A 25,000-nucleotide genomic window follows, 5' to 3' on the forward strand; every position below is an offset into this window, starting at 1 on the left:
CACCGCCGACATCGCCACGCAAGATGTCACGCAGTCATTGCAATTATCGAATTGCAGGTCGGATATCTGCATCAGAACGGCAGTACGGCCCCTGACGCTCGGACATGGGCGCTCGACACAGCGACGCAACCCTTGTGAACACCGCGGAAGTTGCGTGACTTTCAGAGGACGTCGGGACCGCCACAGCCCCGCTGACCACGAAACTCGTCAGCGGGGCGAGTACGCCTGACGCAGGGGGCGCAAAATCCACGCACGCGGTGCAAGTATTTGCGTGACGGATGACGGGTGACGGACCGCCCGCTGACGGACGGCCGCGCAGGACGGAGGCGGGCTTCCCGGAGCATCACGGGGGCGGCCCGACCGTGGCGCCGTCGGCGACCTGAACGCCGACGGTGCCCGGTCAGACCTCGGGGGCGGGCACCACGCTGAGGTGGCTCGCCGTGCGGCGTTCGCGCGTCCGGCGCCGCGGAGCGGACGGCCGACGCGCCTCGCGCAGGATCATGGTCAGCCGCGTACAGCCCATGTCCCGCAGCCTCGTGGGGGTCTCACCGACGATGCGGCACTCCGTGGCGCCCCACCGCGGGTCCGGGTGCAGCAGCGGTCGGACCGCCCCGTCGTGCTCGACGGCGGCCTCGCCGACGGCGCGGATCCAGTGCGGCAGGCCCTGCCGGAAGGCGGCTTCCATGATCGGGTCCTGCGCGATCTCCCGGCGGACCGCCTGGAGGACATGGTCCTGTCCGTGCTGTTCGACGGCGGCCGAGAAGTGGGCCAGCATCGGCAGGAACCAGCTCGACTCGTGCTCACCGAGGACGGTGGGCGCGTCGGGGTGGAACAGCACGAACCGCAGGAAGTTGTCGCCCGGCATGGCCGTGGGATGCGGGCCGATCCCCCGGAACAGCCCCTGGAACGCGCCGTTGGCGAGGACGACGTCCCAGCGCCGGTCCACGACGAAGGAGGGGAAGGGGACCGCGTCGAGCAGCGTGGCGTAGTCCTGGAGATACGACTGGACCTCGGAACCTTCGGTAACGGACCGCAGCGCGGAGCGCTGTCCTCCTGCCTGATGTGCCATCGGGAGGTCACCCCTCTTGCCTCTGCGGCCTTCACGCGGCGCCCCGATCCTGATGCCCCGAGGCAAGGCGTGTCAACTATCGTGGCATTTCATGTCTGTTGACGGCTGAAATTGGCCACAGTTGTGGCGAGACCTGGATGTGAGTTCGAACCACCCGCTACTCTCCGGGAAGTTCACGGCAATCACACATCGGAAGCTCGTGAGAGACGTAGGAGACCTGTCGGTGACGGATGGCTACGAGGTTCCGGGCGCCACGGCGACGGCCACCCTGCCGGCCGTGATCGCCCGTGTCGCCGCGCTCGCCGACCGGATCGGCGTATCGCACGCGGAGGTCTTCGACACCGCCCGGCTGTCCGTCGCCAGCGGTGTCCCCGAGCCGGTTGTGAAGGAATTGCTGAGCGGCCGTCCGGCGGGTGAGCCGGATGTGCAGTCGCGATTCCTGCAACGCCTGGATCTGCTGCGCCGCACACGGCTGAAACCGAACGGTCGCAGGTACACCCAGCAGGAGATCGCCGACGGCGCGGGCATGTCGCGGCAGCAGGCCGGCGCGCTGATCAACGGCGACCGGCGGCCCACCATGGAGCACTGCGACGCCATTCAGCGCTTCTTCCGGGTGCACGCCGGATTCCTCACGGCCGAGGACCCCGAGGCACTCGCGGGCGCCTTGCAGCGCACCGAGCAGGAACTGCTCCAGAAACTCGCCGACCGGGAGCGGGAGGCGGCCTCGACCGCCGAGGACCCGCTGGAGCGGCTGTTGCAGGACCACGGGGTGCGGGGCATCGCCTGGCGTGCCGCCCAACTGCCCACCGACCAGCACCGTGACAAGGTAGCCGAGTGGCTGGACATGCTCCTGGAGAGCGTCAAGCGGCCCGAGTCGTGATCCGGGGGGTTACCTGTGGGCATCGGTAGGGAAATGCGCCGGCTGTGCGGCGAGCTGGTCGCGGAGCTCAGCCTGCCCGCGCCGGCCCTGCCCGCCGACCTGTACGCGGCGCTGTGCGACTCGATGAGCCGGCGCCGCGGTCGGCCCGTGCACTGCCGCACCGCCCCCTTCCCGCCCGGCACGGCCAGCGGCCTGTGGCTCGACATGGCCGACCAGGACCTCGTCGTCATCGAGGAACGCACCGCCCCCGACCACCAGTTGGTGATCCTCGGCCACGAGCTGTGGCACATGAAGGCCGGGCACTGCAGCCATCACGTCGAGGGCGCCGCGGTCGCGGCCCGTTTACTCGACGACAACGCCGACCTCCGGGCGACGGTCCTGAAGGTCGCCGCCCGCACCCGGTTCGACCTCGCCGACGAGAAGGAGGCGGAGAGCTTCGGGCTGCTGCTCGCCAGCAAGTGCCGTACCTGGCTGGCGGGTTCGGCGCACCGCCAGCCGGTGCAGCGGGACCGCCTGGCGGGACGCATCGAGGTGTCCCTCGGTTATCCGGGAGCGCAGGGCTAGGGCCTGTCGTCACCTTGCTGTCGTCGCCCGAAGGGCGGCCCCCGCGGCGAGAGTGCGTGCCGGGCATCGCGGGGCAGGCGGGAATTCGACGACAGGCCCTGGGCCCGTCGGAGCGGGCGGACGGGCGCGCGGTGGGCCGCCGGTCGGGGGAAGCCGCGCTGGGTCGGGGCCGGATTGTCAGTGGTGGGCGGCAAGCTGGAGGTGCGCCACCCGGTGTGCGGTGGCGTACGTGCCGCAGGGCGCGTCATGCCACGACGAGGCGGGGAGAGCCGACCGATGCCCACTGCCGTACTGACCGACCGCGAGCGCACCGCCGTGCAGGCCTACCTGCGCCTGCTGCACACGGTACGAGCGGCGTTCGACACCGCGGCCGGACCACCGGACACCCGCACGCCGCCCATGGTCCCGCCCGCCGTGCTGGCGGAGGCGGAACAGGCGCTGGCCGCCGCGGGACTGGCCGGCAACGAGGAGGAGTTCTTCCGTCTGCTGCACAGCTGGTGCCCGCGGGCCTGACGGATCCGCCCGGTGGTGCTGCCACCGGGGCTCAGGCGTGCGGCACCGTCACCGCCGTGGCCAGCAGGCCGTGTTGGACGGTCCAGCGGCCCTCGAAGGCGTCGAGCCGCGTGCCGTCGACGACGGGGCCCGGTACCAGCAGCGCCGCACGGAACCGTCCGTGCGGCGGCCCGTCCCCGGTCTCCGCGGTGAGGTCGATGTCGGCCTCCGAGAAGTCCAGCCACTTCCGGGTGAGCGGGAACCACGCCTTGTAGACCGACTCCTTGGCGCTGAACAGCAGGCGGTCCCAGCGGACGTCGGGCCGCTCGGCGTCCAGGCGCCGCAGCCGGTCCTGCTCGCCGGGCAGGGCCACGGCCTCCAGAACACCCTCCGGGAGCGCCGCGTGCGGTTCCGCGTCGATGCCGAGCGAGGCCAGGTCGGCGGCGCGGGCCAGCGCGGCGGCACCGTAGCCGTCGCAGTGGGTCATGCTGCCCACCAGACCGGCCGGCCAGTGCGGGGCTCCGCGCTCACCGGGCAGCACCGGCTGCGCCGGCACGGCGAGCTTCTCCATGGCGCGGCGGGCGCAGCCGCGCACCAGCGCGAACTCGCGCCGGCGCTTGTCGACCGCCCGCGCGACCAGCGCCTCCTCCTCCGGGTACAGCGGCACCGGCTCGGTCCCGTCGTCGCCGAGCGCCTCGACGCAGACCACCGTGTCCGGCAGCAGCTCCTCGATCACCGGGACTCCTCCTCCCTCGGCAGAATGCGGCGCAGCCGTCCGGGCGGTCCGGGTCGCTTGCGCCATTCGCGGGGGTAGCCCACCGACACCTCCTCGAAGCGGACGCCCTCGTGCCAGGTGGTGCGCGGGATGTGCAGATGCCCGTACACCATGGTCTCCACCCGGAACCGGCGGTGCCAGTCCGCGGTCAGCCGGGTGCCGCACCACATCGCGAACTCCGGGTACCACAGGACGTCCGTCGGGTGCCGGTCCAGCGGGTAGTGGTTGACCAGGACGGTCGGCAGACCGTCGGGGAGCTCGGCGAGCCGGCGCTCGGTCTGCGCGACCCGGGCCCGGCACCAGTCCTCGCGCGTCGGATAGGGGTCGGGGTGCAGCAGGTACTCGTCGCTGCACACGACCCCGGTGGAGTGGGCGTACGCCAGACCCTCCTCCTTGGTCGCGCAGCCGGCCGGCAGGAAGCTGTAGTCGTACAGCAGGAACAGCGGCGCCACGGCCACCGGCCCACCCGGGCCCTCCCAGACGGGGTAGGGGTCCTCGGGGGTGACCACGCCCAGTTCGCGGCAGACCTCCACGAGGTGGTCGTAGCGGGCGACACCGCGCAGGGTCACCTCGTCCGACGGATGGGTCCACAGCTCGTGGTTGCCCGGGACCCAGACGACCTTCCGGAAGCGGTCCGCGAGGGTCTGCAGGGCCCAGCGGATCGCGGACACGGTCTCCGCGACGTCACCGGCCACCAGCAGCCAGTCGTCGTCGGACTCGGGGCGCATCTTCTCGACCAGGTCGCGGTTCTCCGCGTATCCGATGTGCAGGTCGCTGATCGCCAGCAGCTGCCCGGCACCGCCGGCCCTCGACGTCACCCGTGCCCCCCTTGATCACCCGAACGAGACCACGAGAACACATGCGCGCCCGCCTCGGCAAGGGCGATTGGGACGTATGGGTGAGGTAGCAGGAACACGGGCTGCGCATGTGGATGATCGGATAATCCGTAACACGCACGTTGCACGCGGCGGGCTCGCGAAGCCGTATGATCGCCCCAACACCACCGCCACGAAACTCCCTTCACGCAGGGGCGGTTCGGTGTCCCTCCCATCACCCCCTGGCCGGGCCGGCCCCGCTCCGCCGTGCCCGCGAACTGTGGAAGGCGGCCTGCATGGTCTCTCGCGTACGCGTCTGGCTCAACCGCACGTACGCGGAGAACGTGTTCTTCATCGATCAGCTGCGGAGAAATCCGGGCGATCGGGCGGTCGAGATCCACGCCACCCACGGCGACCCCGACTCCCCGGTGCTGGCCGCCGCCGACACCGCCGACCTCGAACCCGAGGGGCTGTCCCCCGCCGCCTACGTCGAGTTCGCGCTGAACCAGTGCGTCCGGCGCGGCATCGACGTGTTCGTGCCGCGGCTGCACCAGGCGGCGATCGTGGCGCACCGGGCCGAGTTCGAGGCGATCGGCACCGCCCTGCTGGCACCTCCGCCGGAGGCCGTGGCCGTCTTCCACGACAAGGTGATCGCCTACGAGGCGGTCCAGGCGATCGGTGTCCCGGTGCCGCCGTGGTGGCGGGTGCGCGGCGCCGACGAACTGGTCGCGGCCGTCGAGGAGTTGGAGGCCGGCGGCCACAAGGCGTGCTTCAAGCCGGCCTCGGGGGCCGGCGGGGTGGGCTTCCGTGTGATCACGCGCACCCCCTTCTCGCTCGTGCACCTCAGCGGGTTCCCCGGCCCGTACGTGCCGCTCGACGTGGTCGTGGAGGCGGTCCGGCAGGCCGAGGAGCCGGTCGACTGGCTCGTGATGCCCAGGCTGGAGCAGCCGGAGGTGTCGGTGGACTGCCTCACCGGCCGGGACAACCGGGTGCGGATGGCGGTCGGGCGGACGAAGAACGGACGACGGCGCGGGTTCACCCTGCACGAGCAGTGGCTGGAGCCGGCCCGGCGGATCGCCGAGGGCTTCGGGCTGCACCACCTGTCCAACATCCAGTTCCGGATGTTCGGCGACCGACCGGTGCTGATGGATGTCAACACGCGTCCGGCCGGCGGGCTGCACCAGCTGTCGCTGTGCGGGATCAACGCTCCCTGGGCCGCGGTGCGTCTGGCGCTCGGTGACGACCCGGGGGAGATCGCGCCGCCGTTCCTCGGCCAGGACTACTCCGTGGTGTCGGGGCCGCGGCCGCTGCGCCCGGTGTCGATCCCGCAGCAGCGGACGGAGGAGCCCGGGCCGCTGCTGCCGGCGGTTCCCTCCCCGGCGCCGGTCGGCGCCGTCGAGACCGGCGCGGCCCGGGTGCTGCCTCTCTAGTACGTCTCCGGGGTGCCCGGCCGGCTCGGACCGGGCACCCCACCCGGCTGTCTCAGAAGCGGCCCGCGCCGCGGTACAGCTCCAGCTCACCGTCCAGTTCCACGGCGAGCACGGTGGCGTGCGGGTCGAGGTCCGCCGCCGCGGGCGGTTCGATCCACAGCACGCCCGGCGCCTCGTGCAGTCCGCCGACGACGCGGTGGCCCAGCTCGGTGCCGGTGCCGAGCACGGTGACCCGGCGCACCGCGCTGCGCAGCCCGCGCACCGCCCACTCGGCGCGCGGGGCGTCGAACAGCATCAGGTACAGGGTGCGCCGGTCCTTGGACAGGGTGCTGGGTCCGTGGTGGTGGCCGGCGGGCAGGCCGCGCTCGGTGCCGTACACGGCCGGTGCGTGCCGTGCGATCCAGTCACCGAGACCCTCCAGGCGCCGGACGTGCTCGGCGGGGACGGTGCCGTCCTCCCGCGGGCCGATGCCGAGCAGCAGATTGCCGCCTCCCGCGATGGTCTCGGTGAAGTAGCGGATCAGCTGGTCGACCGACTTGTGGTTGTGGTCGTGGTGCTGGTGGCCCCAGGAGTCGTTGACGGTCAGGCACAGCTCCCACGGGCCCTCGGGCGGGACGACGGGCGCACCCTGCTCGGGGGTCGCGTAGTCGCCCTCGCCGAGCATGCGGGCGTTGAGGACGACGTCCGGCACCTCGGAGCGGATGAGCGCGGCGAGTTCGGGGATGCGCCACTGCTCCTCGCTGCGCTCCCACTCGCCGTCGAACCACATCAGGTCGGGCCGGTAGCGGCCGGTGAGTTCGCGGATCTGCCCGTCGCGGTAGGCGATGTACCGCTCCCAGGCCGCCAGGTCCTCGAACTCGGCGGCGACCTCGGAGTACCGGTTGTCCTCCTGCTCCGGCGGGCGGCCGGGCTTGCGGGTGGAGGCGTAGTCGGGGTGGTTCCAGTCGGAGTGCGAGTAGTACAGGCCGACCTTCAGTCCCCGCTCGCGCAGGGCGTCGGCGTAGCCGGATATCAGGTCGCGGCCCACGTTCAGCTCGCCGTACGCGGTGTCCCACATTGCGACGCCGTCGTGGTGGCGGCTGGTGAGCACCGCGTACCGGGCGCCGGCCCGTGCGAACAGCGCGGCCCACTCGCGCGGGTCGTACTCGGCGGCGGTGAAGCGCTCCAGCTGGGACATGTACCGGTCGTGCGGGACGATGTCGTCGTAGAACGACCAGGACTCCTGGACGCCGTCGACGGCGTAGACGCCCCAGTGGACGAAGATCCCCAGCTTGGCGTCGGTGAACCACTGCTGCATGGTCATGGCGGGCTCCCTACCGGCCCGCGTCGGCGCGCCGCAGCCGAAGGGTCAGGATCTGGAAGGGCCGCAGGGTCACCGGGACGGCGCCGTCGTCGTACGGCGCGTCGGCCAGCGGTCGTTCGAGCAGGTCGGTGACGTGGGCGCCGGCGAGCGGGAAGCCGGTGCGCAGCACCCCTTCGGCGCGGCCGCCGCGGCACTCGTAGAGGCGGACGACCACGTCGCCGGACCGGTCGTCCGCGAGCTTGACCGTCTCGACGGTGACACCCTCGCCGGTCGCGGACACGACCGGTTCCGGCGCGCCCGCCGCGTCCGCGACGCGCAGCGGCAGGTTGAGGGCGTAGCCCTCCCGGACCGCGTCCTCGATCGTGGCGCCCGGCAGGAGGGAGTAGGTGAAGCGGTGCCGCCCCTGGTCGGCCTCGGGGTCCGGGACGCGCGGGGCGCGCACCAGGCTGAGCCGGACGGTGGTGGTGGTGCCGCCGTCCTCGCGGACCGTGCGGGAGACGTCGTGGCCGTAGGTGGAGTCGTTGAGGACCGCGACCCCGTAGCCGGGTTCGCCGATGTGCACCCAGCGGTGTCCGGAGACCTCGAAGCGGGCCGCCTCCCAGCTGGTGTTGGTGTGCGTGGGCCGCTGGACGTGGCCGAACTGGATCTCCGCGGAGGAGTGCGGGGCCCGGATGTCGACCGGGAAGCCCGCCTTGAGGATCTTCTCGGCCTCGTGCCAGTCGATCTCGGTCTCGAAGTCGATCCGGGGGCTGCCCGAGCGCAGGCTGATCGTCTGGGTGACGGTCGAGCCGTTGCCGAAGGCGCGGGTCACCCGGATCGACCCGACGAGGCCGTCCGGCTCGACGACCGTCACGGACTCGGTGTCCAGGAGGTCGGTGTAGCGGTTCTGGTAGTGCTTGTCGATGTCCCAGGCGTCCCAGTAGTTGGGCAGGTCGCTGTGCAGCCGGAGCAGGTTGCCGGGGCCGGCGAGCACCTCGCGGCCGGCGCGCAGGTCGCGCACGGAGGCGAGGGTGCCGTCGTCGGCCAGTTCGACGCGGACCAGTCCGTTGTCCAGGACGCGGTCGGATACCTCCACGGTGCGCTCGGGACGGGCGTTGCCGAGCGGGGCGCTGCCGCTCCCCGGCACCGCCACGTACGCGGCTCCGCCCCCGTCGGTGCGCACCACCTCGGCGCGGTCGAACGGACCGGTGTTGAAGGCCCGTGCGCCGCCCGCGCCCAGCGCGGCCACGGCCTCGGCGGTGATCACCTCCAGCTCGCGCGCCACCCGCGCGTACTCCGCCTCCGCCTCGCGGTGCACCCAGGCGATCGACGACCCCGGCAGGATGTCGTGGAACTGGTGGAGCAGGACGGTCTTCCACAGGCGGTCGAGGTGCTCGTACGGGTAGGAGTAGCCCGGTGCGTGCAGCGCCGCGGTCGTCGCCCACAGCTCGGCCTCGCGCAGCCGGTGTTCGCTGCGGCGGTTGCCCTGCTTGGTGCGGGCCTGGGTGGTGTAGGTGGCGCGGTGCAGCTCCAGGTAGAGCTCTCCGGCCCAGACCGGCGCGTCGGGGTACTCCTCCCGCGCGGCGGCGAAGAAGGCGTCGGGGTGCTCGATGCGGACCTTGGCCGAGCCCTCCAGGTCGGCCAGGCGCCGGGCGCGTTCGAGCATCTCGCGGGTGGGGCCGCCACCGCCGTCGCCGTGCCCGAAGGGGGCCAGGGACGTCGTACCGCGTCCCTTGTCCTGGTAGTTGCGGACGGCGTGGGCCATCTCCTGGCCGGAGAACTCGGCGTTGTAGGTGTCGACCGGCGGGAAGTGGGTGAAGACGCGGGTGCCGTCGATGCCCTCCCACCAGAAGGTGTGGTGGGGGAACTTGTTGGTCTGGTTCCAGGAGATCTTCTGGGTGAGGAACCAGTCGTTGCCGGCGAGCTTGGCGAGCTGCGGGTAGGCGGCGGTGTAGCCGAAGGAGTCGGGCAGCCAGACGCCTGTGGTCTCGATGCCGAACTGCTCCATGAAGAAACGCTTGCCGTGGATGAGCTGGCGGGCCATCGCCTCGCCGCCGGGCAGGTTGCCGTCGGCCTCCACCCACATGCCGCCGACCGGCGCCCAGCTGCCGTCGGCCACGGCCTTCTTGATCCGCTCCCAGACCTTCGGGTAGTTGTCGCGCACCCACTCGTACTGCTGGGCCTGCGAGCAGGCGAAGACGAACTCCTCGTACTCCTCGGCGAGCGCGGTGACGTTGGAGAAGGTGCGGGAGGTCTTGCGCTTGGTCTCGCGGATCGGCCACAGCCACGCGGAGTCGATGTGCGCGTGGCCGACGGCGGACAGGGTGTGGGCGCTGGCGTGCGCGGGCCGGGCGAGCACCGGCCCGAGGACTGCGCGGGCGGCGGCCGCGGTGCCGGGGACGTCGTCCAAGTCGAGGGCGTCGAGCGCCGCGTCCAGCGCGTGCATGATCTCGTGGCGGCGCGGCTCGTGCTCGCCGAGCTCCAGCATCAGCTCGCGCAGCACCTGGACGTCCAGCGAGAGGTGCCAGACCTCCTCGTCGAGGACGGCGAGGTCGGCGCGGCGGAAGGTGTAGAGAGGCTTGTCACCGGCGGTCAGGACGTCGCCGAGCGGGGTGGGGGCCGCGAAGTCACCGGCGAGGATGTCGGGGTTGGAGGCCGCCTCCACCAGGTAGTGGATCTCCTCGCCGCCCTGCGCCGGCCGTGCCACGGGCACGTACTGGTTCTGCGGGTTGACCGCCTTCAGCGGTGTCCCGTCGGGGAGGTGGACGAGCGCCTCGGCCTGGTTGCCGGGCCAGTCGCCGACGAAGCCGAGGTCGATGACCGTCTCGACGCGCCGGCCGGCCCACTCTGCGGGCACCCGGCCGCGCATGCGGAACCAGGTGGTGCCCCAGGGCGGGCCCCAGGGGGTGTCCATGGCGAACGGCTCGTAGGCGGCCGCGGCGGCCTCGGTGAAGGGGACGGGTTCGCCGGGTGCCTGCCAGGCCTCGACCGTCAGCGGGACGGCGGCGGCGTACACCGCGGGCTTGATGCGCTGGTTGTGGACGCGCTGCACGCGCTCCTCGATCCGGCGGCGTTCATCGTGCATGAGCGGGGTCTCCTGACAGGACTACTTGAGGTACGAGAGGCCGGGGTGGACGGCGGTGTAGCCGTCGACCAGCCGGCGGGCCACGTTCACGGAGTCGACGAGCGGGTGCAGCGCGAAGGCCTTCACGGCCGCGCCGCGCGAGCCGGACGCGGCGGCGGCCAGCACCTCGCGCTCGACCGCCTTCACAGCGCAGACCAGGCCGGTGGCGTGGGCGGGCAGCGGGGCGACGGCGACCGGGTGGGCGCCGTTGGCGTCGACCAGGCAGGGCACCTCGATGACCGCCTCGGAGTCGAGCACCGAGAGCGTGCTCCGGTTGCGGACGTTGAGGATCAGGGTGGTGCGCTCGTCCCGGGCGATGGCCCGCATGAGTGCCAGCGCCACCTTCTCGTAGCCGCCGGAGAGGTCGTCGGCGTCGCGTTCGCCGGCGCCGGCGGTCTCGCGGTTCTCCGCCATGTAGGTGGCCTCGCGCTCGGCGCGGGTGGCGTCCCACACGTCCAGGGCGGCGGCGTCCGGGTCGGCCATCCGCTCGTAGAAGCGGGCCTGCTGGTCGTGCAGGAAGGCGCCGCGGGTCCGCTCGGCCTCCTGGTAGGCGCGCACCGCTTCCCGGTTGAAGTAGTAGTAGTGCAGGTACTCGTTGGGGATCGCGCCCAGCGACTGGAGCCAGTCGGCGCCGAACAGCTTGCCCTCCTCGAAGGAGGACAGCAGGTCGCGGTCGGCGAGCAGGCGCGGGAGTTCGTCGCGGCCCTCGACCCGCAGTCCGCGCACCCAGCCGAGGTGGTTGAGGCCGACGTAGTCGATCCAGGCCTCCGCCGGGTTGCGCACGCCGAGCACGCGGGCGATCCGGCGGCCGAGTCCCACGGGTGAGTCGCAGATGCCGATGACGCGGTCGCCCAGGTGGTGCGACATCGCCTCGGTGACCAGGCCGGCCGGGTTGGTGAAGTTGATCACCCAGGCGTCGGGTGCCAGACGGGCGACGCGTCGTGCGATGTCGACGGCGACGGGCACCGTGCGCAGGCCGTAGGCGATACCGCCGGCGCCGACCGTCTCCTGGCCGAGGACGTCCTGCCCGAGCGCCACCCGCTCGTCGTCGGCGCGGCCCTGGAGGCCGCCGACGCGGATCGCGGAGAAGACGAAGTCGGCGCCGCGCAGCGCCTCGTCCAGATCGGTCGTGGCCGTCACCTCGGGGGCGTCGGGCACCCCGGCGGCCTGCTCGGCGAGCACGCGGGTGACCGCGGACAGTCTGCGCGCGTCCAGGTCGTGCAGCACGACCCGCGTCACCCGGCCCTCGGCGTGGTCCCCGAGGAGCGCCCCGTACACGAGCGGCACCCGGAATCCGCCACCGCCCAGAATCGTCAGCTTCACGCCTGCACCCTTCCCGCCACGACCACCTCGACGCCGGCTTCCCGCAGCGCGGTGCCGGTCGCCGGTTCGACGGCCGTGTCCGTCACGACCACGTCCAGTTCCTCGGGGCCACAGACCTTCGCCATTCCCGTGCCCGGGAACTTCGCCGAATCGGCGAGCAGCACGACCCGGTCTCCGGCGTTGATCATGGCCCGTTTCACCGGCACCTCGACGACCGTGGTGTCCATCACCTGTCCGCCCGGCCGCACCCCGCTCGTGCCGAGGAACACCCAGTCCGCGTGCAGCTGACGCAGATTGTCCTCGGTGAGGAAGCCGACCAGGGAGCGGTACTCACGGCGGACCATGCCGCCGAGCAGCACCAGCTCGATGCCCTCGTCGTCGGCCAGTTCCTCGTAGACCACCAGGTTGCTGGTGATCACGGTGAGGCGGCGGCCGTGCAGCTGGCGGGCCAGCCGGTAGGCGGTGGTGCCGATGTCGAGCAGCACCGACTGACCGTCCTGGACCAGGGCCGCCGCGCGCGCGGCGATGGCGTCCTTCTCGGACACGCGCACCTCGGCGACCTCGGCGAAGGGCTGGTCGCCCTCCTCCACGACAGCGCCGCCGTGCACCCGCGTGAGCAGGCCTTCCTCCTCCAGTCTGAGCAGATCGCGCCGGATGGTGGCGGGGCTCACACCCAGTTGCCCGGAGAGATCGGTCACGGCTGCGGGACCGCCGGAGCGCAAGGCCCGCAGGATGAGTTGGTGTCGTCGTTCTGCCAGCACGACACGAACACTACTCGTCATCTTCAATCATTTCTATGCTCAGTTCTGCTCGGGTATTGACCAATCTCCCGAAGCGACGCACGATTCCGGTCACCGAAATGAAGACTTTTGACGAAGGGGATGTCGCGTGGACGACGACCGGCCCGATGTGCTGCTGACCGGGCTCCTCTTCTACGACCTCGTCCTGACAGGGCTCGGCGGGCCGCCGACGCCGGGCGAGGAGATCTGGACCGCGGGCATGGGCAGCAGCCCCGGCGGCATCGCCAACCTCGCGGTCGCCGCCTCGCGCCTCGGCCTGCGGACCTCCCTGGCCACCGTCTTCGGCGACGACTTCTACGGCACGTACTGCCGCGGCGTCCTGGCCGGCCAGGAGGGGATCGACCTCTCCCTGTCCCGCACCGCCGAGGGCTGGCCCACCCCGGTCTCCGTCTCGCTCGCGCTCCCCGGCGCCCCGCGCCGGCCCGGCGGCGCCCCCGTGCACGACCGGGCCCTGGTGACCCACGGCAGCACACCCCCCTGCTCCCAGGACGACCTCATGGGCGACCCGCCCGAGGCACGCACCGCCCTGGTGCACATCGAGGCCGAACCCCACGCCTGGCTGGCCAAGGCGGCCGCCAACGGCACCCGGATCTACGCCGACGTCGGCTGGGACCCCAGCCGGCAGTGGTCCACCGACGTCCTCGACCAGCTCGCCCTGTGCCACGCCTTCCTGCCCAACGAGGTCGAGGCGATGGCCTACACCCGCACCGACAGCGCGGTGGCGGCCCTCGGCACGCTGTCCGACCTGGTGCCCGTGGCCGTGGTGACACGGGGCGGCGACGGCGCGGTCGCCGTCGACCAGACCACCGGCGAATACGCCGACGTACCGGCGCTTGACATCGATGTCCTGGACGCCACGGGCGCCGGGGACGTCTTCGGCGCAAGCTTCGTCGCCGCCTCCCTGGGCGGCTGGCCCCTCGACGAGCGGCTGAGGTTCGCGACGCTCGCCGCCGGGCTGTCCGTCCGGCGGCACGGCGGGGCGCTGGCCGCCCCCGGCTGGTACGGCGTCGACCGCTGGTGGCGCACGGTCACCGACCCCGATCTGCGGCGGGCGTACGGCTTCCTCGACGACCGCATCCCCGCCGACCCGGGGCCGCCCGTGCACCACGCCCCCGTCACCCCTCCGAACCCTCGGGCGACCCCGAACGGCGACCCCCACTGACAGCCCCCCACTGACCCCCTGGCACACGTCACACATCCGAAAGGCGGTGAGAGCAGTGCTGCTCTCACGAAGAGGCCTGCTGCGCGCGGGCCTGGCCGGTTCGGCCGCCATGGCGCTCGGCGGCCTGACCTCCGGCTGCGCCGTACCGACCGGTTCGACCGGACGCAACATGGTCCTGTGGTACTGGAGCGGCGGCCTCAGCGACACCGTCGTCGAGAAGGCCAAGGCCCGTTACGACGACACCGTCACGCTCGAGGCGCAGCAGATCGGCGGCTACTACCGGTCCAAGCTGATCACCACCCTGGCGGGCCGCGCCCACATCCCCGACATCGCGGGGCTCAAGGGCGAGGACATGGCCTCCTACCTGCCGAACGCCGACCAGTTCGTGGACCTGCGCACGCTCGGCGCCGACCGGCTCAAGAGCCGGTACCTGGACTGGAAGTGGCAGCAGGCCGTCGCACCGGACGGCAGCCTCATCGGCCTGCCGATCGACGTGGGGCCGGTCGTGCACTACTACCAGAGCGCCGTCTTCGAGAAGGCCGGACTGCCCTCCGAGCCGGACGACGTCTCCGCCGAGCTGGGCACCTGGGAGAGCTTCTTCGCGGCGGGTGAGCAGCTGAAGAAGCGGATACCGGGGACGTTCATCCTGACCGACGTCGGCAGTGTCTTCGAGATGTCGATCGGCCAGGGAACCGATCGCTTCGTCGACGAGGACCGCAACTTCATCGGCGACCAGGAGCACGTCCGCGCCTGCTGGGACCGTGCCGTGGAGGCCAAGCGGCGCGGGATCGTGTCGGACATCGTGACCGGCACCCCCGACTCGATCGCCGCCACCGTGAAGGGCCGGCTGCCCAGCCAGCTGAACGCCTCGTGGGCGGCCGGCGACCTCAAGCTCCAGTTCCCGAAGACCGAGGGCAGATGGCGGGTGGCGAACTGCCCGGGCGGCCCCTCGAACGTCGGCGGCTCGTTCCTCGCGATCACCAAGGCGTGCCGGGAGCCCGAGCGGGCCTTCGAGATCATCACCTGGATGCTCAGTCCGGAGAACCAGGCGCACGGCTTCGTCGAGGCCGGTCTCTTCCCCTCGACCCCCGCCTCCTACGCGATGAGCAAGCTGCGCGAGCCGGACCCGTTCTTCGGCGACCAGATCACGATGGACGTCTACGGTCCGGCCGCCGAGCAGATCCCGGTCGCCCACAACAGCCCGTACGACATCGCCCTCGGGCAGCCGATCCGGGACGAGATCAAGAACGTCGGCGTCCTCGGCAAGGACCCGGAGAAGGCCTGGAGGGACGCCATGAGCAAGTGCCGGCGCATCGCCGACCACCTGGGGGTGAACCTCTGATGGCCACCGTGCCCGTCGTCGACCGGCCCCCGGCGCCCGTGGCCGAGGCCCCGGTCGTCCACCCGAAGAAGGGGATCCTGAGCCACTGGCGGCTGTACGCCGCGATCTCGCCCTTCTACCTGCTCTTCCTCGCCTTCGGCCTGGTACCGGTCGGCTTCTCGCTGTTCCTGTCCTTCCACCGCTGGGACGGCCTCGGCTCGATGGAGTGGGCGGGCCTGTCGCAGTACAAGTACCTGCTGGCCGACGCCGACTTCTGGAGCTCGATCGGCAACACGCTCATCATCTGGGCGCTGGCCACCTTCCCCATGATCTTCCTGGCGATGGTGACGGCGGTGATGCTCAACTCGGCGGTGCGGTTCAAGAACGTCTACCGCTTCGCGTACTTCCTGCCGAACGTGACCTCGATCGTCGCGGTCGCCATCATCTTCGGCTCGGTCTTCTCCACCAACTTCGGCCTGATGAACGCCCTGTTGCAGGCGGTCGGGCTGGACCAGGTGGCGTGGCTGAACACGCCGTGGGGCATCAAGGTCGCCGTCGCGACGCTGATGACCTGGCAGTGGACCGGCTACAACGCGATCATCTTCCTCGCCGGGCTCCAGACCGTCCCGGGCGAACTGTACGAGGCGGCCCGGATGGACGGCGCCGGTCCCGTGCAGACGTTCTTCCGGATCACGCTGCCGCTGATGCGGCCGGTGCTGCTGTTCGTGCTCGTCGTCTCGACGATCACCGGTCTGCAGAGCTTCGCCGAACCGCAGGTGCTGCTCCAGACCAACACCAACGAGTCGGCCTTCGCGGGCGGCCCGGACCACGCGGGCCGGACGATGGTCCTCTACTTCTTCCAGCAGACCTTCGACAACAACGACTTCGGCTACGGCGCCGCCGTGGCGTGGGGGATCTTCCTCGTCGTCGTCCTCTTCTCGATCATCAACTGGCGCCTGGTGCAGCGCCGGGGCGAAGAATAGGGAGGCCGGTCACCATGGCAACCATCAAGGGTTCCCGACGCCGGGGACTGGCCCTGCACGCGGTCCTCGTCATCGGCCTGTTGATCTCGGCCTTCCCGTTCTACTGGGCCGTGATCATGTCGACGCACACGTCGACGGAGATCTTCTCCTACCCGCCGAAGCTGCTGCCCGGCCCGCATTTCCTGGAGAACGTCCGCAACCTCTTCGACAACATCGACTTCTTCGGGTCGATGTTCAACTCGCTGCTGGTCGCGACCTGCGTGACCGTGCTGGTGCTGTTCTTCGACTCGCTGGCGGCGTTCGTCTTCGCCAAGTTCGAGTTCCCTGGCCGCAATGCGCTGTTCGGGCTGCTCATGGTCATCTTCATGGTGCCGGCGCAGCTGGCGGCCATCCCGCAGTTCGTGATCATGGCGAAGATCGGCTGGATCGGCTCGATGACCTCGCTGATCGTCCCGGCCGCGGCCAACGCGTTCGGCATCTTCTGGATGCGCCAGTACATGAAGGGCGCCATCCACGACGAACTGCTCGACGCCTCCCGGCTCGACGGAGCCGGATTCCTGCGCCAGTACTGGCACGTGGCGCTGCCGGTGGTCCGCCCGGGTCTGGCCTTCCTCGGCATCTTCACCTTCATGGGCCAGTGGAACGACTACGCCTGGCCCCTGATCGCGCTGACCGACCCGGACAACGTGACCCTCCAGGTGGCCCTGTCCCAGCTCAACGGCAGCCACGGCACGACCGACTACGGAATGGTGATGACCGGCGCGCTGCTGGCCCTCGTCCCGCTGCTGATCGTCTTCGCGATCGGCGCCCGCCAGATCATCGGCGACCTCGGCAAGGGAGCCATCCGCTGATGGACCCGCTACGGGCGCTGCGTCCCTGGGAGGCACCCGAGGTGACCTCCTGGGGGCGGCTGGCGATGTCCGGTGTCGACCGGCGCCACCCCTCCCTCTCCCTGGACGGCGACTGGCACTTCCAGCTGCTGCCGTCGCCCGACGCGCCGGTGGGCGAGACGTGGTCGACGGCCCACGTCCCCGGAGCCTGGACCCTCCAGGACACCGACGACCTGCCGCACTACACCAATGTGCGGATGCCGTTCGCGGAGTTCCCGCCCCACTCCCCCGCCGCCAACCCGACCGGGGTGTACGAGCGGACGGTGGACGTGCCCGCCGAGTGGGCCGGGCGGCGGATCGTGCTCCAGGTGGGCGCGGCCGAGAGCGTGCTGCTGGTGCAGGTGGACGGCCGGCCCGTCGGAGTCTCCAAGGACTCGCACCTGGCCGCCGAGTTCGACCTGACGGCCGTGGTGCGCGCCGGTGACCGGGCGGTGCTGCGTCTGACCGTCGTGAAGTGGTCGGACGCCTCCCACCTGGAGGACCAGGACCAGTGGTGGCACGGCGGCATCACCCGCCCGGTGCTGCTGTACGCGACGGACCCGCTGCACCTGGCGGACGTGACCGTGCTGGCCCGGGCCGACGGTGAGCTGCGGGTGGACTGCCGGGTGCGTGACGCGGCCGGCGCGCTGCCCGAGGGCTGGCACGTCAGCGGCGACCTGGACGGCCTGGCGGTCGCCCAGGACACCACGTTCGACCGGGCCAACGCCGAGGACGAGCGGGTCTCCGCCTTCCTCGGCGAGGCCCGGCTGCGGGCGACCGTGCCCGACGTGCGCACCTGGACGGCCGAGACGCCCGAGCTGTACGGGCTGACCGTCCGGCTGCACCGCCCGGACGGGACGGTCGCCGACACCTCGTACCACCGCGTCGGATTCCGCGACGTCGAGATCGCCGGACGGGATCTGCTGATCAACGGCGAGCGGGTGTTCATCCGGGGCGTCAACCGGCACGACTTCCACCCGCTGACCGGCCGGACCGTGTCGCACGACGACATGCGGGCCGACCTCGCGCTGCTCAAGCGCTTCGGCTTCAACGCCGTGCGCACCGCGCACTACCCGAACGACCCCGCCCTGTACGACATCGCCGACGAGTTCGGCCTCTACGTGGTCGACGAGGCGGACATCGAGAGCCACGACCACGCGCACGAGATCGCCGACGACCCGCGCTATCTGAACGCCTTCGTCGACCGGGTCTCCCGGATGGTGCTGCGGGACAAGAACCACCCCTCGGTCATCATCTGGTCGCTGGGCAACGAGTCCGACTACGGCGCGAACCACGACGCGGCGGCCGGCTGGGTGCGCCGGCACGACCCGACCCGGCCGGTGCAGTACGAGGGCGCGGCCAAGCGGGGCTGGGCGGATCCGGACGTCGCCTCGGACATCGCCTGCCCGATGTACGCGCCGCTCGAGGACTGCGTGGCGCACGCGCTCTCCGGCAAGCAGACCAAGCCGCTCATCCAGTGCGAGTACTCCCACGCGATGGGCAACAGCAACGGCACGCTCGCCGACCACTGGGCCGCCATCGAGGCCACACCCGGTCTTCAGGGCGGCTTCATCTGGGAGTTCTGGGACCACGGCATTCTGCAGCGCGTGAGCGACGGAAGACCGGCCGGGCGCGCGGGCGCCGGGCGCTACAGCGACGGCGTCGCCGCGCCCGGCCACCGCTGGGCGTACGGCGGCGACTTCGGCGACACGCCGCACGACGGCGCGTTCATCGCCGACGGCGTGGTGTTCCCGGACCGCACGCCCAAGCCGGTGCTGTACGAGCACCGCGAGATCGCGGCGCCGGTCCGGCTGGAGAGCTTCCGGCACGAGGGGCCGGTCATCGGCAACCACCAGCACTTCCGCGGCCTGGACTGGCTGAGCGGCGAGTGGCTGCTGTCGCTCGCCGACGGACGCACGCTGACGGCGCCGGCCGAACTGCCCGACCTGCGTCCGGGGGAGACGGCCGCCGTACCGCTGCCGCTGGACCTGCCGGACGACGGGGGCGAGGCCTGGCTGACGCTGAGGGTGACCACCGCGCGGGACGAAGCGTGGGCGCCGCGCGGCACGGTGGTGTGTCTGCCCCAGGTGCGGCTCAGGCCGCGGCCCGTGCGCGAGGCCGTCGCCGTGCCCGAGCGGACCGTGGAGGTCGACGCGGACGGACTGCTCGTGCACCCGCTGCTGCGGTCCGCGCCCACCCTGTCCCTGTGGCGGGCCCCCACCGACAACGACGAGCTGGGCGGTATGGCGGACCGCTGGCGGGAGTGGGGCCTTGACGCGCCGGTCCGCCGGCTGGTCGCGGTGCGCCGGGACGGCGCGAGCGTGGGTGTCCTCGCCGAGTACGCCTTCGGGACCGCGGTGGTCCGGCACGAGCAGGTCCTCACCGCGGTCGAGGGCGGCATCCGGGTCGAGGAGACCGCCGAACTGCCCGAGGCGCTGTACGACGTGGCCCGGGTCGGGTCGGTGTTCGAGACGGTGGCCGGGCCGGAGCTGCTGGACTGGTTCGGGCCGGGGCCCTGGGAGTCGTATCCGGACCGCGCCACCGCGCCGGTCGGCCATCACTCGCTCCCCGTGGACGACCTGTTCACCCCCTATCTGCGTCCGCAGGAGAGCGGCGGCCGGCACGGCGTGCGGCACTTCACGCTGTCCGCGCCGGACGCGACGGGGCTGGCCGTCCGACTGGACCGGCCCAGCCAGGTGTCCGTCACCCGGTACCGTGCCGCGGACCTCGCCGCCGCCGCGCACCACGACGAACTCGTCCCGCGCGAGGGCTGCGTCGTGCACATCGACGCCGCCCACCGGGGCCTGGGCACCGCCTCGTGCGGGCCCGACACCTTCGCGTCGTACCTCGTCCCGACCGGCACGCACCGCTGGGGCTGGATCCTGCGGGCTCTGTGACGGCCCGCCCCCGGCGAGCCGGCCCGCCTCACGGCGACGCGGGCCGGCTCGCCGCCGGCGGGCCGAGGGACGGGTTGTTCGCCGAGGTCCGGCCGTTCCGGATCACCCTCGGCTCGGACCCCCGTCGGATCGCCTTCGACACCTGGAAGAACGGTGACCGGCCGTCAGCCGGAACCCGCACGACACGGCCATGCCGGGGCCCCGGTCACCCGGGATCCCGGGCCCGGCACCGGCGCTGCTGCCGCCCCGGCTTCGCCGACGTGGTCCGAGCCGGACGGCGCGGCACATTTCCCCCTTCAGCACTTGAACTCTCGTACCCCGTAAGGACTTTCTCGGCTGCACCTCTTGACGGCGGCAGTACCCGGGAGCACATTGGCCGCGCAGCCATCGTTTGAGAGCGCTCTCAAGACCGTACGGCGCTCCCGGACCGGTATCCGTGCACCCACACCCGTACCGAGAGGCAATCCGATGAGTGAACCCTCCGGCACTCCCGGCAGACGAGGGTCCGTCAGACGGGCCCTGGTCGCCGTGCTCAGCACGCTGGGCCTCGCGGCGGTCGCCGCCACGGCCGTGACGCCGTCGGCGACCGCCGCCGCGCCGACTCCCCCGTCCGGCTGGACCCAGGTCTTCGTCGACGACTTCAACGGCTCCGCGGGCAGCGGCGTCAACACCTCCGACTGGCAGTACGCGACCGGGACCTCTTACCCGGGCGGCCCCGCCAACTGGGGCACCGGCGAGATCGAGACGATGACGTCGAGCACGAACAACGTGGCGCTCGACGGCAGCGGCAACCTGCGCATCACGCCGCGGCGCGACTCGGCCGGCAACTGGACCTCCGGCCGCATCGAGACCAGGCGCACCGACTTCGAGCCCCCGGCGGGCGGCCGGCTCCGGGTCGAGGCCCGTATCCAGATGCCGAACGTCACCGGCACCGCCGCCCGCGGCTACTGGCCCGCCTTCTGGATGCTCGGTGCCCCTTACCGCGGCAACTACTGGAACTGGCCGGCCGTCGGCGAACTGGACATCCTGGAGAACGTCCAGGGCCTGAACACCGTCTGGGCGACGATGCACTGCGGCACCTCACCCGGCGGTCCCTGCAACGAGACCACCGGCCTGGGCGGTTCCACGGCCTGTCCCGGCAGCACGTGCCAGTCCGGCTTCCACACCTACCGGATGGAGTGGGACCGCTCGACGAGCGTGGAGGAGATCCGCTTCTACGTCGACGACGTCAACTACCACACCGTGCGCGAGAACCAGGTCGACGCCACGACCTGGTCGAACGCCACCGACCACGGCTTCTACATCATCCTGAACGTCGCGATGGGCGGCGGATTCGTCAACGCCTTCGGCGGCGGCCCGGACGGCGCCACGGTGCCGGGAATCCCCATGGTCGTCGACTACGTGCAGGTGCTGTCGGCCGGTGGGGGCGGTACCACGCCGCCCCCCACCGGCAGCCGTGACGCCTACGGCGCCATCCAGGCGGAGTCGTTCGACGGCCAGTCCGGCACGCTGACCGAGGGCACCTCCGACTCGGGCGGCGGCCAGAACATCGGCGCGCTGGCCAACGGCGACTGGGCCCTGTACCGGGGTGTCGACTTCGGCTCCGGGTCCGCCACCCAGTTCAACGCCCGGGTGGCCAGCGGTGCGGGCGCGGGCGTGAGCGGTCTGGTCGAGGTACGCCTGGACAGCCGTTCCAACGCGCCGGTCGGAAGCTTCTCCGTCGGCAACACGGGCGGCTGGCAGTCCTGGCGGACCGTCCCGGCGAACATCAGCTCCGTCACGGGCAAGCACGATGTGTACCTGACCTTCACCAGTGGTCAGCCGGCCGACTTCGTGAACGTGAACTGGTTCAGCTTCGGCCGCTGACCCGCACCTTCCCCACCGTGGAACAGTGCGCCCCGGCCGGTCCGGGGCGCACGCGGTTCTCCGGCCCGGCGGGGGCGCCGGCCGCCTGCCGGTCCAGCCCCGGCCGCGCTCCGCCGACCGGCCCCGGACCTCAGACCTCGGGCCCGCCGAGGTCCTGGCGCAGTTCCGCCCGGAAGGCGGCCGGTGTCGTGTCCGCGTGCTGGTGGAAGAACTTGGAGAAGTTCGCCGCGTCCGGGAAGCCGACTGCGGCGCCGACCCGTCCGATGGTCCGGTCGCTGTGGGCAAGGAGGCGTTTGGCCTCCAGGACCACCCGCTTGTCGATGAAGGCCTTCGGCGTGTCACCGGTCGCGGCGCGCACCGCGCGGACCAGGGTGCGCCGGGAGTAGCCGAGGGCTTCGGCGTAGGCGCTGACGCTGTGGTTGGTGGCGAAACCCCGCTCCACCGCGTCGCGGAACAGGGTGAACGTGGTGTCCGCCTGCCGCCCGGCCTCCTCGGCCGAGCTCGCCGCGAGATGGGCGAGGCGCAGCAGGAACGCGGACAGGGAGTGGCGCAGGACGGCCGTGTGCAGGCTGAGCGGGAGGGTCGCCGTGTCCTCGTACTCGTCCTGGAGGTGCGCGAGGGCGGCACGCAGGGCGGTGAGCCGGGGTTCGTCGGGGCGCAGCAGCGGCGGCAGGTCGTAGCGGTACAGGCCGGTCGCCTCGACCGTGGCACGGGGCAGGAATCCGGGCTGCATGCTCAGGACGGTTCCGCGGTACTCGCTGCTCGCCGTGAAGCGGTGCACCTGGCCCGGGCGGATCCACAGCACGTCGCCGGCGCTCGCCTCGTACTCGGTGAAGTCGATCATGTGGCGGACCGGACCGCCGCTGAAGAACATCACGATGTGGAAGTCGATGCGGTGGATGCGGTCCGGTGGAGCCTCGGCGCACCAGGCGTCGCGGTCGCCCATCGGGCCTATCTGCATGCCGACGCCGCTGAGGCCGCGGTCGGCCGGAAAGGCGAACGTCCGGATGCCGTCGCCGTCGTCGCCGTCTTCGTCGAACCTGTCCGCCATCTCCGCCACACCCATGTCTGTCACACCTGTCACGCCTGTCAGGTCACAGTTGCGCCGGACCGGCCCCAGCGGGCCGGTCCTCGTCGGTCTGTGTCCCACTTTCACCACAGGCTGACACACCTCGACCTTCCCGCAAAAAAGTCAGACTTTTAAGGTCGAACACGTCCGACCAGCGGAAACGCCGGTTCAGTTGACCTTTTGAAGAGGACTGCCTACAGATGAGCACGCAGACACCCGACCGTCCGGAGTGGACCGACCTCGACCGGCGTGCCGTCGACACCGCCCGGCTGCTGGCGGCCGACGCCGTGCAGAAGGTCGGGAACGGGCACCCCGGCACCGCGATGAGCCTCGCCCCGGCGGCGTACACGATCTTTCAGAAGGTGATGAGGCACGACCCCGCCGATCCGGAGTGGGCGGGCCGTGACCGCTTCGTCCTCTCCCCCGGGCACACCTCGCTGACCCTGTACACACAGCTCTACCTCGCCGGGTACGAGCTGGGGCTGGACGACCTCAAGGCGTTCCGCACCCACGGTTCGAGGACGCCGGGCCACCCGGAGTACGGGCACACCGCGGGCGTCGAGACCACCACCGGCCCGCTCGGCCAGGGCGTCGCCAACGCGGTCGGCATGGCGATGGCCGCCCGCTACGAACGCGGCCTGTTCGACCCGGACGCGCCGGCCGGCGCATCGCCCTTCGACCACACCGTCTGGGCGATCGTCTCCGACGGCGACCTGGAGGAGGGCGTCTCCGCCGAGGCCTCCTCCCTGGCCGGCCACCAGAAGCTCGGCAACCTCGTCTTCCTCTACGACGACAACCACATCTCCATCGAGGGCGACACCGCGACCGCGTTCTCCGAGGACGTCCTCAAGCGGTACGAGGCGTACGGCTGGCACACGCAGCGCGTCGAGCCCGCCGAGAGCGGCGACATCGACGTGCCCGCGCTGTACGAGGCGCTCCGGGCGGCGCAGGCCGAGACCGGCCGCCCCTCCATCGTCGCGCTGCGCACGATCATCGCCTGGCCCGCGCCGAACGCCCAGAACACCGAGGCCTCGCACGGCTCCGCCCTCGGCGACGAGGAGATCGCGGCCACCAAGCGCGTCCTCGGCTTCGACCCGGAGCGGACCTTCGAGGTCTCCGGCGAGGTCCTCGCCCACACCCGCCGGGCACTGGACCGGGGCGCCGAGGCGCACGCCGCCTGGGACCGCCGGATCGCCGAGTGGCGCCTCGCCCGGCCGGAGCGCGCCGCCGAGTTCGACCGCATCAGCAGGGGCGAGCTGCCCACCGGGTGGGAGGAGAAGCTCCCCGTCTTCGAGCCCGGCAAGGCGGTCGCCACCCGCGCCGCCTCCGGCAAGGTGCTCCAGGCGCTCGGCCCGGTCGTCCCGGAGCTGTGGGGCGGATCGGCCGACCTGGCCGGCTCCAACAACACGACCATCGACAAGTCCTCGTCCTTCCTGCCCGAGGGCAATCCGCTGCCCGAGGCCGACCCGTACGGCCGCACGGTGCACTTCGGCATCCGCGAGTTCTCGATGGCGGCCGAGATGAACGGCATCGCGCTGCACGGCAACACCCGCATCTACGGCGGCACCTTCCTGGTGTTCTCCGACTACATGCGCAACGCCGTCCGGATGTCCGCGCTGATGCAGCTTCCGGTGACCTACGTCTGGACGCACGACTCCATCGGTCTCGGCGAGGACGGCCCGACCCACCAGCCGGTCGAGCACCTGGCCTCGCTGCGCGCCATCCCGGGCCTGAACATCGTCCGTCCGGCCGACGCCAACGAGACCGCGATCGCCTGGGCCGAGATCCTCAAGCGGCACTCCACCCACCCCGCGCCGCACGGCCTCGCCCTCACCCGACAGGGCGTACCGACGTACGAGCCCAACGCGGACGCGGCCCGCGGCGGTTACGTCCTGTTCGACTCCTCCACGCCGGTCCCGGACGTGGTCCTCATCGCCACCGGCTCCGAGGTGCAGCTCGCCGTGGCCGCCCGTGAGCGGCTGGAGGCCGAGGGAATCGGCGCCCGGGTGGTGTCGATGCCGTCCGTGGAGTGGTTCGAGGAGCAGTCCCCGGAGTACCGCGACAGTGTCCTTCCGCCGTCCGTGAAGGCGCGTGTGGCTGTCGAGGCGGGAGTGGGCCTGACGTGGTACCGGTTCGTAGGTGACGCAGGACGCATCGTCTCCCTCGAACACTTCGGCGCCTCCGCCGATGCGAAGACCCTGTTCGCCGAGTTCGGCTTCACCGCCGAGAACGTCACCGCCGCAGCCCGGGAATCGCTCGCTGCCGCGCGTGGTTGATCC

The 25,000-nt window shown here is 71.6% G+C and carries 19 protein-coding genes; 11 read left to right on the forward strand and 8 right to left on the reverse strand.

From position 1 onward, the window contains the following. Positions 1-400: 400 nt before the first annotated feature. Positions 401-1,069 (reverse strand): MmyB family transcriptional regulator, encoded by a 669-nt coding sequence (locus DN051_RS08850; protein WP_053759069.1) that lies wholly within the window; start codon positions 1,067-1,069, stop codon positions 401-403. A 223-nt stretch (positions 1,070-1,292) separates the two neighbouring features. Between DN051_RS08850 and DN051_RS08855 the strand changes: the two genes are divergently transcribed. The 3 genes from DN051_RS08855 to DN051_RS08865 all read left to right on the forward strand — a co-directional run bounded on the left by DN051_RS08855 (position 1,293) and on the right by DN051_RS08865 (position 3,026). Beyond that, on the forward strand, positions 1,293-1,949 hold the full coding sequence (locus tag DN051_RS08855; protein ID WP_053759070.1) for a helix-turn-helix domain-containing protein: 657 nt from the start codon (positions 1,293-1,295) through the stop codon (positions 1,947-1,949). A gap of 33 nt (positions 1,950-1,982) precedes the next feature. Then, positions 1,983-2,513, forward strand: coding sequence for a hypothetical protein (locus tag DN051_RS08860; RefSeq protein ID WP_053759071.1), 531 nt, complete (start codon positions 1,983-1,985; stop codon positions 2,511-2,513). Positions 2,514-2,789: 276 nt separating this feature from the next. After that, positions 2,790-3,026 (forward strand): hypothetical protein, encoded by a 237-nt coding sequence (locus DN051_RS08865; RefSeq protein WP_053759072.1) that lies wholly within the window; start codon positions 2,790-2,792, stop codon positions 3,024-3,026. A gap of 31 nt (positions 3,027-3,057) precedes the next feature. Here DN051_RS08865 and DN051_RS08870 read toward each other — a convergent pair whose 3' ends face one another. After that, complete coding sequence (locus DN051_RS08870; RefSeq protein WP_053759073.1) at positions 3,058-3,741, reverse strand: 4'-phosphopantetheinyl transferase family protein; 684 nt, start codon at positions 3,739-3,741, stop codon at positions 3,058-3,060. Continuing rightward, on the reverse strand, positions 3,738-4,598 hold the full coding sequence (locus DN051_RS08875; RefSeq protein WP_053759074.1) for a metallophosphoesterase family protein: 861 nt from the start codon (positions 4,596-4,598) through the stop codon (positions 3,738-3,740). Before DN051_RS08875 ends, DN051_RS08870 begins: the two co-directional genes overlap by 4 nt. A gap of 293 nt (positions 4,599-4,891) precedes the next feature. On the opposite strand from DN051_RS08875, the gene DN051_RS08880 reads away from it, so the two are divergent. Continuing rightward, positions 4,892-6,025, forward strand: coding sequence for an ATP-grasp domain-containing protein (locus DN051_RS08880; protein WP_112438446.1), 1,134 nt, complete (start codon positions 4,892-4,894; stop codon positions 6,023-6,025). 52 nt (positions 6,026-6,077) lie between these two features. On the opposite strand, the gene DN051_RS08885 is transcribed toward DN051_RS08880, so the two are convergent. Genes DN051_RS08885 through DN051_RS08900 form a run of 4 tightly spaced genes read right to left on the reverse strand, consistent with a single transcriptional unit; the run spans position 6,078 to position 12,515 of the window. Next, on the reverse strand, positions 6,078-7,328 hold the full coding sequence (locus DN051_RS08885) for an alpha-L-fucosidase (RefSeq protein ID WP_112438447.1): 1,251 nt from the start codon (positions 7,326-7,328) through the stop codon (positions 6,078-6,080). A gap of 10 nt (positions 7,329-7,338) precedes the next feature. Further along, on the reverse strand, positions 7,339-10,392 hold the full coding sequence (locus DN051_RS08890) for an alpha-mannosidase (RefSeq protein WP_112438448.1): 3,054 nt from the start codon (positions 10,390-10,392) through the stop codon (positions 7,339-7,341). Positions 10,393-10,413: 21 nt separating this feature from the next. Further along, entirely contained in the window at positions 10,414-11,754 is a 1,341-nt protein-coding gene (locus tag DN051_RS08895) for a 6-phospho-beta-glucosidase (RefSeq protein ID WP_053759078.1), read from the reverse strand. Then, positions 11,751-12,515 carry a DeoR/GlpR family DNA-binding transcription regulator gene (locus DN051_RS08900; protein WP_053759079.1) on the reverse strand — a complete coding sequence of 255 codons (765 nt, stop codon included), beginning with the start codon at positions 12,513-12,515 and terminating at the stop codon, positions 11,751-11,753. The genes DN051_RS08895 and DN051_RS08900 overlap by 4 nt, the downstream gene beginning before the upstream one ends. 127 nt (positions 12,516-12,642) lie before the next feature. Between DN051_RS08900 and DN051_RS08905 the strand changes: the two genes are divergently transcribed. The 6 genes from DN051_RS08905 to DN051_RS08930 all read left to right on the forward strand — a co-directional run bounded on the left by DN051_RS08905 (position 12,643) and on the right by DN051_RS08930 (position 21,652). Next, positions 12,643-13,716 (forward strand): carbohydrate kinase family protein, encoded by a 1,074-nt coding sequence (locus DN051_RS08905; RefSeq protein WP_053759080.1) that lies wholly within the window; start codon positions 12,643-12,645, stop codon positions 13,714-13,716. 55 nt (positions 13,717-13,771) lie between these two features. After that, positions 13,772-15,058 (forward strand): ABC transporter substrate-binding protein, encoded by a 1,287-nt coding sequence (locus tag DN051_RS08910; RefSeq protein WP_053759081.1) that lies wholly within the window; start codon positions 13,772-13,774, stop codon positions 15,056-15,058. Next, a complete protein-coding gene (locus tag DN051_RS08915; protein ID WP_053759082.1) occupies positions 15,058-16,020 on the forward strand; it encodes a carbohydrate ABC transporter permease in 963 nt (320 codons plus the stop codon). The genes DN051_RS08910 and DN051_RS08915 overlap by 1 nt, the downstream gene beginning before the upstream one ends. 14 nt (positions 16,021-16,034) lie before the next feature. Further along, positions 16,035-16,871: a carbohydrate ABC transporter permease gene (locus DN051_RS08920; protein ID WP_112438449.1), complete on the forward strand. Its 837-nt coding sequence runs from the start codon at positions 16,035-16,037 to the stop codon at positions 16,869-16,871. Continuing rightward, on the forward strand, positions 16,871-19,786 hold the full coding sequence (locus tag DN051_RS08925) for a glycoside hydrolase family 2 TIM barrel-domain containing protein (protein WP_053759084.1): 2,916 nt from the start codon (positions 16,871-16,873) through the stop codon (positions 19,784-19,786). The genes DN051_RS08920 and DN051_RS08925 overlap by 1 nt, the downstream gene beginning before the upstream one ends. Positions 19,787-20,254: 468 nt before the next feature. Continuing rightward, positions 20,255-21,652, forward strand: coding sequence for a glycoside hydrolase family 16 protein (locus DN051_RS08930; protein WP_053759085.1), 1,398 nt, complete (start codon positions 20,255-20,257; stop codon positions 21,650-21,652). Between the two features lie 130 nt (positions 21,653-21,782). Here DN051_RS08930 and DN051_RS08935 read toward each other — a convergent pair whose 3' ends face one another. Beyond that, entirely contained in the window at positions 21,783-22,703 is a 921-nt protein-coding gene (locus tag DN051_RS08935; RefSeq protein WP_053759188.1) for a helix-turn-helix domain-containing protein, read from the reverse strand. Positions 22,704-22,921: 218 nt separating this feature from the next. Here DN051_RS08935 and tkt point away from each other — a divergent pair, with 218 nt between their 5' ends. Next, entirely contained in the window at positions 22,922-24,997 is a 2,076-nt protein-coding gene (gene tkt / locus DN051_RS08940) for a transketolase (protein ID WP_112438450.1), read from the forward strand. Positions 24,998-25,000 lie beyond the last annotated feature (3 nt).

It is taken from the genome of Streptomyces cadmiisoli, from assembly GCF_003261055.1.
Classification (GTDB): Bacteria; Actinomycetota; Actinomycetes; order Streptomycetales; family Streptomycetaceae; genus Streptomyces; species Streptomyces cadmiisoli.

Bases quoted from the DNA above. Each gene is read 5' to 3' on its own strand.
- DN051_RS08890 (WP_112438448.1), bottom strand. From the start codon at position 10,392: ATGCACGATGAACGCCGCCGGATCGAGGAGCGCGTGCAGCGCGTCCAC.
- DN051_RS08865 (WP_053759072.1), top strand. From the start codon at position 2,790: ATGCCCACTGCCGTACTGACCGACCGCGAGCGCACCGCCGTGCAGGCC.
- DN051_RS08860 (WP_053759071.1), top strand. From the start codon at position 1,983: ATGCGCCGGCTGTGCGGCGAGCTGGTCGCGGAGCTCAGCCTGCCCGCG.
- DN051_RS08925 (WP_053759084.1), top strand. From the start codon at position 16,871: ATGGACCCGCTACGGGCGCTGCGTCCCTGGGAGGCACCCGAGGTGACC.
- tkt (WP_112438450.1), top strand. From the start codon at position 22,922: ATGAGCACGCAGACACCCGACCGTCCGGAGTGGACCGACCTCGACCGG.
- DN051_RS08920 (WP_112438449.1), top strand. From the start codon at position 16,035: ATGGCAACCATCAAGGGTTCCCGACGCCGGGGACTGGCCCTGCACGCG.
- DN051_RS08930 (WP_053759085.1), top strand. From the start codon at position 20,255: ATGAGTGAACCCTCCGGCACTCCCGGCAGACGAGGGTCCGTCAGACGG.
- DN051_RS08935 (WP_053759188.1), bottom strand. From the start codon at position 22,703: ATGGCGGACAGGTTCGACGAAGACGGCGACGACGGCGACGGCATCCGG.
- DN051_RS08850 (WP_053759069.1), bottom strand. From the start codon at position 1,069: ATGGCACATCAGGCAGGAGGACAGCGCTCCGCGCTGCGGTCCGTTACC.
- DN051_RS08915 (WP_053759082.1), top strand. From the start codon at position 15,058: ATGGCCACCGTGCCCGTCGTCGACCGGCCCCCGGCGCCCGTGGCCGAG.
- DN051_RS08880 (WP_112438446.1), top strand. From the start codon at position 4,892: ATGGTCTCTCGCGTACGCGTCTGGCTCAACCGCACGTACGCGGAGAAC.
- DN051_RS08885 (WP_112438447.1), bottom strand. From the start codon at position 7,328: ATGACCATGCAGCAGTGGTTCACCGACGCCAAGCTGGGGATCTTCGTC.